This window comes from Pseudomonas sp. P108 (assembly GCF_032613195.1).
Classification (GTDB): domain Bacteria; phylum Pseudomonadota; class Gammaproteobacteria; order Pseudomonadales; family Pseudomonadaceae; genus Aquipseudomonas.
On record NZ_CP126691.1, the window covers coordinates 1 to 14,288 of the forward strand.

Genomic DNA, 14,288 nt, shown 5'->3' on the forward strand with positions numbered 1-14,288 from the left:
GTGTCAGTGGAACTTTGGCAGCAGTGCGTGGAGCTTTTGCGCGAGGAGCTGCCTGCCCAACAATTCAACACCTGGATCCGTCCACTACAGGTCGAAGCCGAAGGCGACGAGTTGCGCGTCTACGCACCGAACCGCTTTGTGCTGGACTGGGTCAACGAAAAGTACCTGGGCCGCGTCCTTGAACTGCTGGATGAGCATGGCAACGGCATGGCGCCGGCGCTTTCCTTATTAATAGGCAGCAAACGCAGTTCGGCACCGCGTGCGGCACCGAATGCACCGCTGGCTGCCGCGCAGGTTTCCCAGGCCCAGGCAAATGCCGCGTCTGTGAGCGCGCCGGCACCTACGCAAGCGCCAGCACCGGCGGCCAAGCGCTCGACACAAAAAAGCCCCGAAGTCAGTGACGAGCCGTCTCGCGACAGTTTCGACCCGATGTCCGGCGCTGCTTCGCAACAGGCCCCGGTCCGTGCCGAACAGCGCACCGTGCAGGTCGAAGGTGCGCTCAAGCACACGAGCTATCTGAACCGCACCTTTACCTTTGAAAACTTCGTCGAAGGTAAATCCAACCAGCTCGCCCGCGCGGCGGCCTGGCAAGTGGCGGACAACCCCAAGCACGGCTACAACCCACTGTTCCTTTATGGTGGTGTCGGCCTGGGTAAAACCCACTTGATGCACGCGGTGGGTAACCACCTATTAAAGAAGAACCCGAATGCCAAGGTCGTGTACCTGCATTCCGAGCGTTTCGTCGCCGACATGGTCAAGGCGCTGCAACTGAACGCGATCAACGAGTTCAAGCGTTTCTACCGTTCGGTGGACGCTTTGCTGATCGACGACATTCAGTTCTTCGCCCGTAAAGAACGTTCCCAGGAAGAGTTTTTCCACACCTTCAACGCCCTGCTTGAAGGTGGCCAGCAGGTAATTCTCACCAGTGACCGCTACCCGAAAGAAATCGAAGGCCTTGAAGAGCGCCTCAAATCCCGCTTCGGTTGGGGCCTGACGGTAGCCGTCGAGCCGCCGGAACTGGAAACCCGCGTCGCGATCTTGATGAAGAAGGCCGACCAGGCCAAAGTCGAGTTGCCGCATGACGCTGCGTTCTTCATCGCCCAGCGCATTCGCTCCAACGTCCGTGAGCTGGAAGGCGCGCTGAAACGCGTGATCGCCCACTCGCACTTCATGGGCCGCGACATCACCATCGAGCTGATTCGCGAATCCCTGAAAGACCTGTTGGCGTTGCAGGACAAACTGGTCTCTGTGGATAACATTCAGCGCACTGTCGCCGAGTACTACAAGATCAAGATTTCCGACTTGTTGTCCAAGCGCCGTTCGCGCTCGGTCGCTCGTCCGCGTCAGGTAGCCATGGCGTTGTCCAAGGAACTGACCAACCACAGCCTGCCGGAAATCGGCGATGTGTTTGGCGGCCGCGATCACACCACCGTGTTGCACGCTTGCCGCAAGATCAACGAACTTAAGGAATCCGACGCGGACATCCGCGAGGACTACAAGAACCTGCTGCGTACACTGACCACTTGATGAACACCAGCGCAGCTTAATAAGGCAAGGGACTAGACCATGCATTTCACCATTCAACGCGAAGCCCTGTTGAAACCCCTGCAACTGGTCGCAGGCGTCGTCGAGCGTCGACAGACCTTGCCGGTACTGTCCAACGTGCTGCTGGTTGTCGAAGGCCAGCAACTGTCGCTGACCGGTACCGACCTGGAAGTCGAGCTGGTCGGTCGTGTGCAACTTGAAGAGCCGGCAGAAACAGGTTCCATCACCGTGCCTGCGCGCAAGCTGATGGATATCTGCAAAAGCCTGCCCAACGATGCGCTGATCGACATCAAGGTCGACGAGCAGAAGCTGGTAGTAAAAGCCGGCCGTAGCCGTTTCACCCTGTCGACCTTGCCGGCCAACGATTTCCCGACCGTTGAAGAAGGCCCGGGCTCGCTGACCTGCAGCCTCGAGCAAAGCAAACTGCGTCGTTTGATCGAACGCACCAGCTTCGCCATGGCTCAGCAGGACGTGCGTTACTACCTAAACGGTATGCTGCTGGAAGTGTCCGAAGGCATCATCCGCGCCGTGGCCACCGACGGTCACCGTCTGGCCATGTGCTCGATGAAAGCCGATATCGGCCAGCCTGATCGCCACCAGGTGATCGTGCCGCGCAAAGGTATTCTTGAACTGGCACGCCTGCTCACCGAGCCGGACGGTAACGTCAGCATCGTTCTGGGTCAGCACCACATCCGCGCGACCACCGGCGAATTCACCTTCACCTCGAAACTGGTCGACGGCAAGTTCCCGGATTACGAGCGCGTGCTGCCGAAGGGCGGCGACAAACTGGTACTGGGCGATCGCCAGGCGCTGCGTGAAGCGTTCAGCCGTACCGCGATTCTGTCCAACGAGAAGTACCGTGGTATCCGTCTGCAACTGGCCAGCGGTCAGTTGAAGATCCAGGCCAACAACCCGGAGCAGGAAGAAGCGGAAGAAGAAGTGGGTGTTGAATACAACGGCGGTTCGCTGGAAATCGGCTTCAACGTGAGCTACTTGCTCGACGTGCTGGGCGTGATGACCACCGAGCAGGTTCGCCTGATCCTGTCCGACTCCAACAGCAGTGCGCTGGTGCAGGAGTCCGACAACGACGATTCGGCTTACGTTGTCATGCCGATGCGTCTGTAATCAGCTGACTCTGGATGTCCTTAAGTCGTGTTTCGGTCACCGCGGTGCGCAATCTGCACCCGGTGACCTTCTCCCCCTCCCCCCGCATCAACATCCTTTACGGCGCCAACGGCAGCGGCAAAACCAGTGTTCTGGAAGCCATTCATCTGCTGGGGCTTGCCCGTTCGTTTCGTAGCACGCGGCTGTTGCCGGTCATCCAGTATGAGCAGCTCGCCTGTACGGTGTTCGGTCAGGTTGAATTGGCCGAGGGTGGCCACAGTGCGCTGGGGATATCGCGTGATCGTCAGGGCGAGTTTCAGATCCGTATCGACGGACAGAATGCCCGCAGCGCCGCGCAACTGGCGGAGATCCTGCCACTGCAGTTGATCAACCCCGACAGCTTCCGCCTGCTTGAAGGTGCGCCGAAGATTCGCCGGCAGTTTCTCGACTGGGGCGTGTTCCACGTCGAACCACGGTTCATGGCCACCTGGCAGCGCTTGCAGAAGGCCCTGCGCCAGAGAAACTCTTGGCTGCGGCATGGTACACTTGACGCCGTTTCGCAAGCGGTTTGGGACAGGGAACTGTGTCAGGCCAGCGCTGAAATCGATGAATACCGCCGCGCTTACATCAAAGCCTTGAAACCAGTCTTTGAACAAACCTTGAGCGAACTGGTTGAGCTCGAAGGTTTGACGCTCAGCTATTACCGAGGCTGGGACAAAGACCGGGAATTGAGCGCCGTACTGGCTGGATCCGTGCAACGGGACCAGCAAATGGGTCATACCCAGGCCGGACCGCAACGGGCTGATTTGCGTCTTAGATTGGGCGCACACAACGCCGCGGATATTTTGTCCCGGGGTCAGCAGAAGTTGGTGGTCTGTGCATTGCGGATTGCCCAGGGGCATCTGGTCAGCCAGGCCCGCCGCGGTCAGTGTATTTATCTGGTGGATGACTTGCCGTCCGAGCTGGACGAGAGCCACCGTCGCGCACTATGCCGCTTACTGGAAGACTTACGCTGCCAGGTGTTCATCACCTGTGTAGATCACAAATTATTGAGGGAAGGCTGGCAGACGGAAACGCCAGTCGCTCTGTTCCACGTGGAACAGGGCCGTATCACCCAGACCCACGACCATCGGGAGTGAAGGCATTGAGCGAAGAAAATACGTACGACTCAACGAGCATTAAAGTGCTGAAAGGCCTGGATGCCGTACGCAAACGTCCCGGTATGTACATTGGTGACACCGACGATGGCAGCGGTCTGCACCACATGGTGTTCGAGGTGGTCGACAACTCGATCGACGAAGCCCTCGCCGGCCACTGCGACGACATCAGCATCATCATCCACCCGGATGAGTCCATCACCGTTAAAGATAACGGCCGTGGCATCCCGGTAGACGTGCACAAAGAGGAAGGCGTTTCCGCCGCCGAGGTCATCATGACCGTCCTCCACGCTGGCGGTAAGTTCGACGACAACTCCTACAAAGTATCCGGCGGTCTGCACGGTGTGGGTGTGTCGGTAGTGAACGCACTGTCCGAAGAACTGGTTCTGACTGTTCGCCGCAGCGGCAAGATCTGGGAACAGACCTACGTCCACGGCGTACCTCAGGCACCGATGGCCATCGTTGGTGACAGCGAAACCACCGGCACCCAGATCCACTTCAAGGCTTCCAGCGAAACCTTCAAGAACATTCACTTCAGCTGGGACATCCTCGCCAAGCGCATTCGTGAACTGTCCTTCCTCAACTCCGGTGTTGGCATCGTCCTCAAGGATGAGCGCAGCGGCAAGGAAGAGCTGTTCAAGTACGAAGGCGGTTTGCGTGCGTTCGTTGAGTACCTGAACACCAACAAGACCGCGGTCAACCAGGTGTTCCACTTCAACATTCAGCGTGAAGACGGCATCGGCGTGGAAATCGCCCTGCAGTGGAACGACAGCTTCAACGAGAACCTGTTGTGCTTCACCAACAACATTCCGCAGCGCGACGGCGGTACTCACCTTGTGGGCTTCCGTTCGGCACTGACGCGTAACCTGAACAACTACATCGAGCAGGAAGGTCTGGCGAAGAAGCACAAAGTCGCCACCACCGGTGACGATGCCCGTGAAGGCCTGACCGCGATCATCTCGGTGAAAGTGCCGGATCCGAAGTTCAGCTCGCAGACCAAAGACAAGCTGGTCTCCTCCGAAGTGAAGACTGCGGTCGAGCAGGAGATGGGCAAGTACTTCTCCGACTTCCTTCTGGAAAACCCGAACGAAGCCAAGCTGGTCGTCGGCAAGATGATCGACGCGGCGCGTGCCCGTGAAGCGGCACGCAAGGCCCGTGAGATGACCCGCCGCAAAGGCGCGCTGGACATCGCCGGTTTGCCGGGCAAACTCGCTGACTGCCAGGAAAAAGACCCGGCACTCTCCGAACTGTACCTCGTGGAAGGTGACTCCGCGGGCGGCTCTGCCAAGCAGGGACGTAACCGCAAGACCCAGGCGATCCTGCCGTTGAAGGGCAAGATCCTCAACGTCGAGAAAGCACGTTTCGACAAGATGATCTCTTCCCAGGAAGTGGGCACCTTGATCACCGCACTGGGCTGCGGTATCGGTCGCGACGAGTACAACATCGACAAGCTGCGTTATCACAACATCATCATCATGACCGATGCTGACGTTGACGGTTCGCACATCCGTACCCTGCTGCTGACCTTCTTCTTCCGTCAGTTGCCGGAGCTGATCGAGCGTGGCTACATCTACATCGCCCAGCCGCCGCTGTACAAGGTCAAGAAAGGCAAGCAAGAGCAATACATCAAAGACGACGACGCCATGGAAGAGTACATGACGCAGTCGGCCCTGGAAGATGCGAGCCTGCACCTGAACGAAGAAGCCCCGGGCATTTCCGGTGAAGCGCTCGAGCGTCTGGTGAACGACTTCCGCATGGTGATGAAGACCCTCAAGCGTCTGTCGCGCCTGTACCCGCAGGAACTGACCGAGCACTTCATTTACCTGCCGGCCGTGAGCCTGGAAAAGCTCGGCGACCACGCAGCAATGCAGGAGTGGCTGGCCCAGTACGAAGCGCGTCTGCGTACCGTTGAAAAATCCGGTCTGGTCTACAAGGCCAGCCTGCGTGAAGATCGTGAACGTGGCGTGTGGCTGCCAGAGGTCGAACTGATCTCCCACGGCCTGTCGAACTACGTCACCTTCAACCGCGACTTCTTCGGCAGCAACGACTACAAAACCGTCGTCACCCTCGGCGCTCAACTGAGCACCCTGCTCGACGAAGGCGCGTACATCCAGCGTGGCGAGCGCAAGAAAGCAGTCACCGAGTTCAAGGAAGCACTGGACTGGCTGATGGCTGAAAGCACCAAGCGCCACACCATTCAGCGATACAAAGGTCTGGGCGAAATGAACCCGGATCAGCTGTGGGAAACCACCATGGACCCAAGCGTGCGCCGCATGCTGAAAGTCACCATCGAAGACGCCATTGGCGCAGACCAGATCTTCAACACCCTGATGGGTGATGCGGTCGAACCTCGCCGTGACTTCATCGAGAGCAATGCGTTGGCGGTTTCGAACCTGGATTTCTAACGAATTCTGTTCGGACTTGAAGTAAAAAATAAACCCCGGTGAGTTTTGGCTCATCGGGGTTTATACGTTTCAAGCATCCCTCCATGCATACAAGTCTGCGTCATGATTTGTATGTACATGTTTTCCGGATTGATAACTCCTCGCGTCAGTGCAACGCTCTGTCTGGCTACTTTCGACTTATTCATTCAGCAGAGGATTTACCGTTGAGCGAACAGCATCAGACGTTTGAAGGCCTCAAATACCGAACCGACAGTGGAGTGGAGTATTGGTCTGCCCGAGACCTTGCTCCGCTGCTGGAATACAGAACGTGGCGTAACTTCGAGAACGTTATCGCCAAGGCTATACAAGCTTGTGAACACGGTGATCATTCGGTATCCGACCATTTTGTTGAAGCCAGCAAAATGGTCTCCTTGGGGTCTGGTTCTCTGCGAGAACTGAAGGATATCCACCTCTCCCGCTATGCCTGCTATCTGGTTGTCCAGAACGGAGATCCATCCAAGCCCGTCATCGCCGCAGGGCAAACCTACTTTGCGATTCAGACCCGACGTCAGGAGCTGACAGACGATTCCGAATTTCAGAGTCTAAGGGACGATCAGAAGCGTTTGCTGCTGCGCAATGAGTTACGCGAGCACAACAAACTTCTGGTTGAAACGGCACAGCAGGCAGGCGTTGAGACAGAATTGGATTTCGCCGTTTTCCAGAATCATGGATATCAAGGGCTCTACGGAGGACTTGATCAGAAAGCGATCCACCAGCGCAAAGGCCTCAAAAAAAGCCAAAAAATTCTTGATCACATGGGCTCGACTGAACTGGCCGCCAATTTATTTCGGGCGACTCAGGCTGAAGATAAATTACGTCGCGACAGTGTTCAGGGCAAGCAACAAGCTAACGACGTTCACCTGCAGGTTGGTCGAAAAGTCAGAGAGACCATTTCCGAACTTGGCGGCACCATGCCCGAGGATCTTCCAATGCCGGCTACCAGCATCAAGCAGTTGGAATCTGCGATCAAAAAATTGAAGGGTCGAGCCGGAGAAGAGTGAAACAGCCAGAAACATTAGTGCGAGTTCGACACCACACTCTCCAACCGATACCCATACCCATAAATCGTCAACAACTGCCACCCTCGATCCGCCGTCAGCCCGAGCTTGTTCCGCAGGCGATAAATATGCGTATCCAGCGGCCGCGACGACGCCATCTCCTCATGCGGCCAAAACCGTTCATACAGATAATCCCGCGACAACGGTCGACCCAGATTGCTGAACAGACACCGCGCCAGCCGGTACTCGCGCTCGGTCATGACAATCGGCTTTCCCTCGCGGGTAACGGTCAATTCAGCGTCATCAAACGTCAGATCATTAAAGCTCAGCACTTCCGTCGCCGCCGCACGTTGCTGGCTGTGCCGCCGCAATACCGCAGCCACCCGCGCCTTCAGTTCATTTGGCCGAAAGGGCTTGCTCACATAATCATCCGCCCCTGCATTCAACGCCTGAACGATATCGCTCTCGCCATCACGGCTGGTGAGCATGATCGCTGCCGGTGGCGCTTCCATGTGTTCGCGGGTCCAGCGCAGCAGGGCCAGGCCGGTGAGGTCGGGCAATTGCCAGTCGAGGATCAGCAGGTCGAAGGTCTCCCGGCGTAGCTGTCGCAACAGGTCTTCACCACGCTCGAAGCTGTGCAGTGACCACGGCTGTTCGCCGGCATCGGCCATTTGCTGCAAGGTTTGCTCGACCCGACGCAGTTCGGCGGGTTCGTCGTCCAGTATCGCAACGCGCATACGCGGTGGTTCCTTGTTGCTTGGGCAGTTGGCGGACAACCATAGTCGCTCGGCCCTCGCAGTGAAAGTAAGCAGCCCGCCGTTGGTCGACGTCCGCTATGATTCTTCGGGTCTACGTCTCAGACCTGTGGCCCATGAAACCATTCACCCTGCCCTGGCGTTTTTCCAAATGAACACTAATCGCCGGCGTGAAAGCCGTGAGCCCAGCCAGGTGCAGCGCCTGTTCCGACAGCTGGTGCGCGAGTGGTTGTGGATAAGTCTAGTGCTGTTGCCGCTGACTGCGCTGTTGTCGTATCGCGCGCAGATCAACCTGCACGGTGCGGCTCCCGTCATGGGAGCCATGCTTTCGGTGGGCCTGGTCGCGTGCGTACTTGGTTTGCTGTTGTGGCGTCCGCGCTGGGCATTGTGGATAACGCTGGTTGGTATGGCCGGCGTGCTGCTGACCAGCGCCGGGCTGGCGGAGATGCGTCGCTGGTGGTCGCCGACGCCGGCGGTGTTGGGCATGTTGTTCGGCTATCTGATCTGGAATTGGCGGCGCCTGAGTGTGGTGCTGACTTATTTCGGCTGGGAGCTGACGCGGCTGGATGGAGAGCCGAAGGTTTTCCCCGAACGCCGTCGTACGCAATTCACCGGCGCCGATCGTTTGCAAGGGCAGATCATGGCCCTCGAGCAAGCCATGAGCCGCACCCGCGATACTCGACGCTTCATCGCAGACGGTTTGGAATACTTGCCGGTCGCCACACTGATCAGCGATCCCAAGGGGCAGATCCTGCTGGGCAATCGCAAGGCCCGCGCGTTGTTCGATACTGCATTAGTGGGCGACGACGTCCGCGATCAACTCGCCCGCCTCGGCTATCCGGAATTATCCACAGAGCCACGTCCAGCGTTATCCGCCCTGCCGCTGCTGGAATTCCGTGACCACAAGGAACGCAGCCTGCGCTTGGAACGTGCCGCCCTGCTGCCGGTGGACGGTGACACGCCGATCGGCTGGCTGCTGAGCCTCACCGACCTTAGCGCGGAACGCGCGGCGGAAGAACAACGCAGCGTATTGCTGCGCTTTCTATCCCACGACCTGCGCGCGCCACACTCGGCGATCCTCGCTTTGCTGGATGTGCATCGCCATCAGGCCGGGGCTGATGCGCCGTTGTTCGAACAAATCGAACGTCAGGTGCGCCGCGCGCTGGATCTGACCGACGGTTTTGTTCTGCTGGCGCGAGCCGAGTCTGAGACTTACCAATTTCAACCGACGTTGTTCGCGATGCTGGTGCTCGACGTGCTGGATCAAGCGTTGCCCATTGCCCAGCAGAAACGCATCGAGTTGCTGCATGACATGGATGAAGAGTCGCAGGAACGTCTGATCAATGCCGATCAAGGCTTGCTGACCCGCGCGCTGTTCAACCTGCTGGAAAACGCGATCAAGTACAGCCCGGCCGACACCACGATCACCCTGCGGGTCCGTTGCCGTGAGGAATGGTTGCACTGTGAATTGATTGATCAAGGCAAAGGCATCGCCGCCGATGAATTGCCGGATCTGTTCAGTCAGTACCGCCGTTTTTCCTCCGCCCAAGGCATCGATGGCGTGGGGCTGGGCCTGTCGATGGTCAAAGCGGTGGTTGATCACCATGGCGGTAAAATCGAATGCCGCAGCGTGGTCGATCAAGGCACCACGTTCCTACTGGAGTTACCGCTGATTCACGAATGATCAGCCACAAAAAAACCGGCTATATCAGCCGGTTTTTTTACATCCGAAAAAAACTTATGCACCTTTTACGGTGTTTTATGAGCTTGAGAAATATATAAGTAAATCAATCACTTATTATCAATATTCAAGCGTTTTCAACAAAACCGTACACAGGTTATCCACAAAATCTCAGACAGCTACCTGATCGCTTGCAGCCGGTGCTTGCGGGGCCGGTGGCAGCGAGCCCATTTCGCGCTGGGTCTTCTCGTTCCAGGCTTGCACGCGGTCGTTCAGCTCGGCGATGGCGCGCGGGCCCGTGCCTTCGGCATACATCGGCTCGCCGATGACTACGGTGATCACCCCGGACTTCTTGCCCCAACCGATTTTCGGCCAGAACTTGCCGGCATTGTGTGCAATCGGCAGCACAGGAAGCGCCGCATTCACCGCCAACGCGCTACCACTGCGAGAGAACTTGCCGACAGTGCCAAACGGCACACGTGTGCCTTCCGGAAAGATCAGCACCCAAACGTTGTCCTTGAGCAGTTCATCACCCTTGGCCGCGACTTGCTTCAGCGCCGCTTTCGGGTTGTCGCGGTCAATCGCGATCGGTCGCAGCATGGCCATGGCCCAGCCGAAAAACGGCACGTAGAGCAGTTCGCGCTTGAGCACCTGGCTCAACGGCGAGAAATAAGCAGAGAGAAAGAATGTCTCCCAAGTGCTCTGGTGGTTCGACTGAATCACGCAGGGCCGGTCAGGCACGTTTTCCGCGCCTTTGATTTCGTAACGGATACCGAGAAACACCTTGGTCAACCACAAGGCGCAACGGCACCAGTACACGTTGATAAAACGATAGCGCGCCTTGAACGGCAGAAACGGCGCGATAAAAAAACTCAAGCTGCACCACAGCAGGGAAGTGGTGCCCAGCAGCAGGTAAAAGAGAAAAATTCTGATGGCCCGCAGTATCGACATAGTGACGTTTACCGTTACAGGGCAATGCCCGAGTGTTCAAGCGCACTCCCGATCAATCCCTGGTCAGGAACTTCAGAAGTACTCTAGTTGTGGATAAGTTCTGCGGCAATCGCCGCCAGATCGTCAAAAATCAGAGTGCCAACCGGCAGGGTTTTGCCCTGAGTCTTTGCGCCTTTTCCGGTCTTTACCAAAACTGGCTGTGAATCGACGGCTTTGGCGGCCTCCAGGTCACCAAGGCTGTCGCCGACGAACCAGACATTGGCCAGCTCGACGTTGTAATGCGCCGCGATGGTTTTCAACATCCCGGGTTTCGGCTTGCGGCAATCGCAGCCTTCGTCCGGCCCGTGCGGGCAATACACGATCAGCCCGACTTCACCGCCCTGCTCCGCCACCAGCTCGCGCAACCGCGCGTGCATGGCATCCAGGGTGGCGAGGTCGTAATAGCCGCGAGCAATGCCCGACTGGTTGGTGGCCACCGCCACCGTCCAGCCGGCCTTGCTCAACTGCGCAATCGCCTCGATCGAGCCGGGCAACGGAATCCACTCCGCCACTGACTTGATGTAAGCGTCGGAGTCGTAATTGATCACTCCGTCCCGATCGAGAATCAGCAGTTTCAACAGCAATCCCTCAACCCAGCAGTGAAATGTCGGCAACACCGAGGAACAGGCCACGCAGACGCGCCAGCAGCGCGTAACGGTTGGCCCGCACATTGGCGTCGTCGGCATTGACCATCACTGCGTCGAAGAACGCATCCACCGGCTCACGCAATGCCGCCAGGCGTGCCAGCGATTCGTTGTACTGACGCGCCGCGGCCATTGGCTGTACGGCCTGATCCGCTTGTTGAATCGCTGAGTACAGCGAGAACTCGTTGGCGTTGTCGAAATACTTGGCTTGCACCTCGGTCGGTACCGCGCCTTCGAGTTTGCTCAACAGGTTCGACACACGCTTGTTCACCGCCGCCAGCGCTGCCGCTTCCGGCAGTTTGCGGAAGGCCTGCACCGCTTGCACACGCTGATCGAAGTCCAGCGCCGAACCCGGCTTCAGGGCACGTACCGACAGGTAAGTGGCGACTTCAACGCCTTCGTCTTCGTAACGTGCACGCAGACGGTCGAAGATGAATTCCAGCACGGACTCGTTGAGGCCGGCAGCCTTGACCTTGGCACCGAACGCGGCCACGGCGAAAGCCACGGCGTCGTTCAGATCCAGATCGAGTTTTTTCTCGATGAGGATACGTAGCACGCCGAGTGCCGCACGGCGCAGGGCATACGGGTCTTTGCTGCCGGTTGGCAGCATGCCGATACCGAAGATACCGACCAGGGTGTCGAGCTTGTCAGCGATCGCGACGGCCGCACCGGTCAGGGTGGCCGGCAGTTCTGCACCGGCACCGCGTGGCATGTACTGCTCGTTCAGCGCCAGTGCGACATCTTCTGGCTCGCCATCATTGAGGGCGTAGTAGTAACCGGCGACACCTTGCATCTCCGGGAACTCGCCGACCATCTCGGTGGCCAGGTCGCACTTCGACAGCAGGCCAGCGCGGGCAGCCCACGAAGCGTTGCCGCCGATGCGAGCGGCGATGTACGCAGCCAGTTTCGATACGCGCTCGGCCTTGTCGTAGACGCTGCCGAGTTTTTCCTGGAACACCACGTTCTTCAGGCGATCATTGAAGGCTTCGAGTTTCTGCTTCTTGTCCTGCTTGAAGAAGAACTCGGCGTCGGTCAGGCGTGGTCGAACCACTTTCTCGTTACCGGCGATGATCTGCTGCGGGTCTTTGCTTTCGATGTTGGCCACAGTGATGAAACGTGGCAGCAACTTGCCGTCGGCATCCAGCAGGCAGAAGTACTTCTGGTTGTCCTGCATGGTGGTGATCAGCGCTTCTTGCGGCACGTCGAGGAAGCGTTCCTCGAACGAACACACCAGCGGCACCGGCCATTCAACCAGTGCGGTCACTTCGTCGAGCAGCGCCGGCGGAACGATTGCCGTGCCTTCCTGACGGGTCGCCAGCTCTTCGGTGCGCTTGCTGATGATCTCGCGACGCTCGTTGGCGTCGGCCAATACATAAGCGGCACGCAGGTCGGCGAGGTAGCTCGACGGCGAACCGATGCGCACGCTTTGCGGGTGATGGAAGCGGTGACCACGGGAATCACGGCCAGCCTTTTGCGCGAGGATGGTGCAGTCGATGACCTGGTCACCGAGCAGCATCACCAGCCATTGGGTCGGACGCACGAACTCTTCCTTGCGCGCACCCCAACGCATGCGTTTCGGGATCGGCAGGTCGTTCAGCGAATCTTCGACGATGGTCGGCAGCAGGCTCGCGGTCGGCTTGCCGGCGATGCTCTGGCTGTAGCGCAGTTTCGGGCCGCTCTGGTCGATTTCGCTCAGATCAACGCCGCATTTCTTGGCGAAACCCAAAGCTGCCTGAGTCGGATTGCCTTCAGCGTCGAACGCCGCCTGACGTGGCGGGCCGTCGAGGTTGATGCTGCGATCCGGTTGCTGGGTGGCCAGCGCGGTGATCAGCACAGCCAGACGACGCGGCGCGGCGTAGACGGTTTTAGTCTCGTAGCTCAGGCCAGCGGCTTGCAGGCCCTTGTCGATACCGGCGAGGAACGCCTCAGCCAAAGTGTTCAGGGCTTTCGGTGGCAGTTCTTCGGTGCCCAGTTCAACCAGAAAATCTTGCGCACTCATTGTGCTGCCTCCAGCTTGGCCAGTACTTCGTCACGCAGGTCCGGGGTCGCCATCGGGAAGCCCAGCTTGGCGCGTGCCAGCAGGTAGGCTTGCGCAACGGAACGCGCCAGGGTGCGTACGCGCAGAATGTATTGCTGACGCGCGGTCACCGAGATCGCCCGGCGCGCATCCAGCAGGTTGAAGGTGTGCGAGGCCTTCAACACCATTTCGTAGCTCGGCAACGGCAGCGGCTGGTCGAGTTCGATCAGGCGCTTGGCTTCGCTTTCATAGAAGTCGAACAGTTCGAACAGTTTGTCGACGTTGGCGTGTTCGAAGTTGTAAGTGGACTGCTCCACTTCGTTCTGGTGGAACACGTCGCCGTAGGTGACTTTGCCCATCGGGCCGTCAGCCCAGACCAGGTCGTAGACCGAATCCACGCCTTGCAGGTACATGGCCAGACGCTCGAGACCGTAAGTGATCTCGCCGGTCACCGGGTAGCACTCGATGCCGCCCGCCTGCTGGAAGTAAGTGAACTGGGTCACTTCCATGCCGTTCAGCCAGACTTCCCAGCCCAGACCCCAGGCGCCGAGGGTCGGCGATTCCCAGTTGTCTTCGACGAAGCGAATGTCGTGAACCAATGGGTCCAGACCGACATGCTTGAGCGAGCCCAGGTACAGTTCCTGGAAGTTGTCCGGGTTCGGCTTCAGGACGACCTGGAACTGATAGTAATGCTGCAGACGGTTCGGGTTTTCACCGTAACGGCCGTCAGTCGGACGGCGGCTTGGCTGCACGTAAGCGGCGTTCCAGGTTTCCGGGCCGATGGCGCGGAGGAAGGTCGCGGTGTGGAAAGTGCCGGCGCCTACTTCCATATCGTAGGGCTGAAGTACCACGCAACCTTGCTCGGCCCAGTATTGCTGGAGCGCGAGGATCAAGTCTTGGAAGGTACGCACGGCTGGCGTAGGCTGGCTCACGAAATTCACCTGTTTCTTGGG

At 58.4% G+C, this 14,288-nt stretch carries 11 protein-coding genes; 6 read left to right on the forward strand and 5 right to left on the reverse strand.

Annotation, left to right across the window (positions count from 1 at the left end; genetic code table 11):
• The 5 genes from dnaA (at position 1) to dinD (ending at position 7,251) form a co-directional block, all read left to right on the forward strand.
• Entirely contained in the window at positions 1–1,527 is a 1,527-nt protein-coding gene (dnaA, locus tag QOM10_RS00005) for a chromosomal replication initiator protein DnaA (RefSeq protein WP_127925272.1), read from the forward strand.
• 39 nt (positions 1,528–1,566) lie between these two features.
• Positions 1,567–2,670, forward strand: a complete 1,104-nt coding sequence (gene dnaN / locus QOM10_RS00010; RefSeq protein WP_007911887.1) for a DNA polymerase III subunit beta — start codon at positions 1,567–1,569, stop codon at positions 2,668–2,670.
• A gap of 14 nt (positions 2,671–2,684) precedes the next feature.
• Entirely contained in the window at positions 2,685–3,788 is a 1,104-nt protein-coding gene (gene recF / locus QOM10_RS00015; RefSeq protein WP_150749918.1) for a DNA replication/repair protein RecF, read from the forward strand.
• A 5-nt stretch (positions 3,789–3,793) separates the two neighbouring features.
• Positions 3,794–6,211, forward strand: a complete 2,418-nt coding sequence (gene gyrB, locus QOM10_RS00020) for a DNA topoisomerase (ATP-hydrolyzing) subunit B (protein WP_007911885.1) — start codon at positions 3,794–3,796, stop codon at positions 6,209–6,211.
• Between the two features lie 203 nt (positions 6,212–6,414).
• Entirely contained in the window at positions 6,415–7,251 is an 837-nt protein-coding gene (gene dinD / locus QOM10_RS00025; RefSeq protein WP_150647479.1) for a DNA damage-inducible protein D, read from the forward strand.
• A 14-nt stretch (positions 7,252–7,265) separates the two neighbouring features.
• Here dinD and QOM10_RS00030 read toward each other — a convergent pair whose 3' ends face one another.
• Positions 7,266–7,985: a response regulator transcription factor gene (locus QOM10_RS00030; protein ID WP_127925274.1), complete on the reverse strand. Its 720-nt coding sequence runs from the start codon at positions 7,983–7,985 to the stop codon at positions 7,266–7,268.
• A 169-nt stretch (positions 7,986–8,154) separates the two neighbouring features.
• Between QOM10_RS00030 and QOM10_RS00035 the strand changes: the two genes are divergently transcribed.
• Positions 8,155–9,687, forward strand: coding sequence for a sensor histidine kinase (locus tag QOM10_RS00035; protein WP_127925275.1), 1,533 nt, complete (start codon positions 8,155–8,157; stop codon positions 9,685–9,687).
• A 168-nt stretch (positions 9,688–9,855) separates the two neighbouring features.
• Here the strand turns inward: QOM10_RS00035 and QOM10_RS00040 are convergent, their stop codons facing one another.
• The 4 genes from QOM10_RS00040 to glyQ form a co-directional block, all read right to left on the reverse strand.
• A complete protein-coding gene (locus tag QOM10_RS00040) occupies positions 9,856–10,635 on the reverse strand; it encodes a lysophospholipid acyltransferase family protein (RefSeq protein WP_150749920.1) in 780 nt (259 codons plus the stop codon).
• An 83-nt stretch (positions 10,636–10,718) separates the two neighbouring features.
• On the reverse strand, positions 10,719–11,258 hold the full coding sequence (gene gmhB / locus QOM10_RS00045; protein WP_163004678.1) for a D-glycero-beta-D-manno-heptose 1,7-bisphosphate 7-phosphatase: 540 nt from the start codon (positions 11,256–11,258) through the stop codon (positions 10,719–10,721).
• Positions 11,259–11,262: 4 nt separating this feature from the next.
• Positions 11,263–13,317 (reverse strand): glycine--tRNA ligase subunit beta, encoded by a 2,055-nt coding sequence (gene glyS, locus QOM10_RS00050; RefSeq protein ID WP_316917367.1) that lies wholly within the window; start codon positions 13,315–13,317, stop codon positions 11,263–11,265.
• A complete protein-coding gene (glyQ, locus tag QOM10_RS00055; protein WP_025112261.1) occupies positions 13,314–14,267 on the reverse strand; it encodes a glycine--tRNA ligase subunit alpha in 954 nt (317 codons plus the stop codon). Before glyQ ends, glyS begins: the two co-directional genes overlap by 4 nt.
• Positions 14,268–14,288 lie beyond the last annotated feature (21 nt).

Excerpts from the sequence above, each read along its gene's own strand:
- dnaN (WP_007911887.1), top strand. The coding sequence starts at position 1,567 with ATGCATTTCACCATTCAACGCGAAGCCCTGTTGAAACCCCTGCAACTG.
- recF (WP_150749918.1), top strand. The coding sequence starts at position 2,685 with ATGTCCTTAAGTCGTGTTTCGGTCACCGCGGTGCGCAATCTGCACCCG.
- QOM10_RS00030 (WP_127925274.1), bottom strand. The coding sequence starts at position 7,985 with ATGCGCGTTGCGATACTGGACGACGAACCCGCCGAACTGCGTCGGGTC.
- QOM10_RS00035 (WP_127925275.1), top strand. The coding sequence starts at position 8,155 with ATGAACACTAATCGCCGGCGTGAAAGCCGTGAGCCCAGCCAGGTGCAG.
- QOM10_RS00040 (WP_150749920.1), bottom strand. The coding sequence starts at position 10,635 with ATGTCGATACTGCGGGCCATCAGAATTTTTCTCTTTTACCTGCTGCTG.
- glyS (WP_316917367.1), bottom strand. The coding sequence starts at position 13,317 with ATGAGTGCGCAAGATTTTCTGGTTGAACTGGGCACCGAAGAACTGCCA.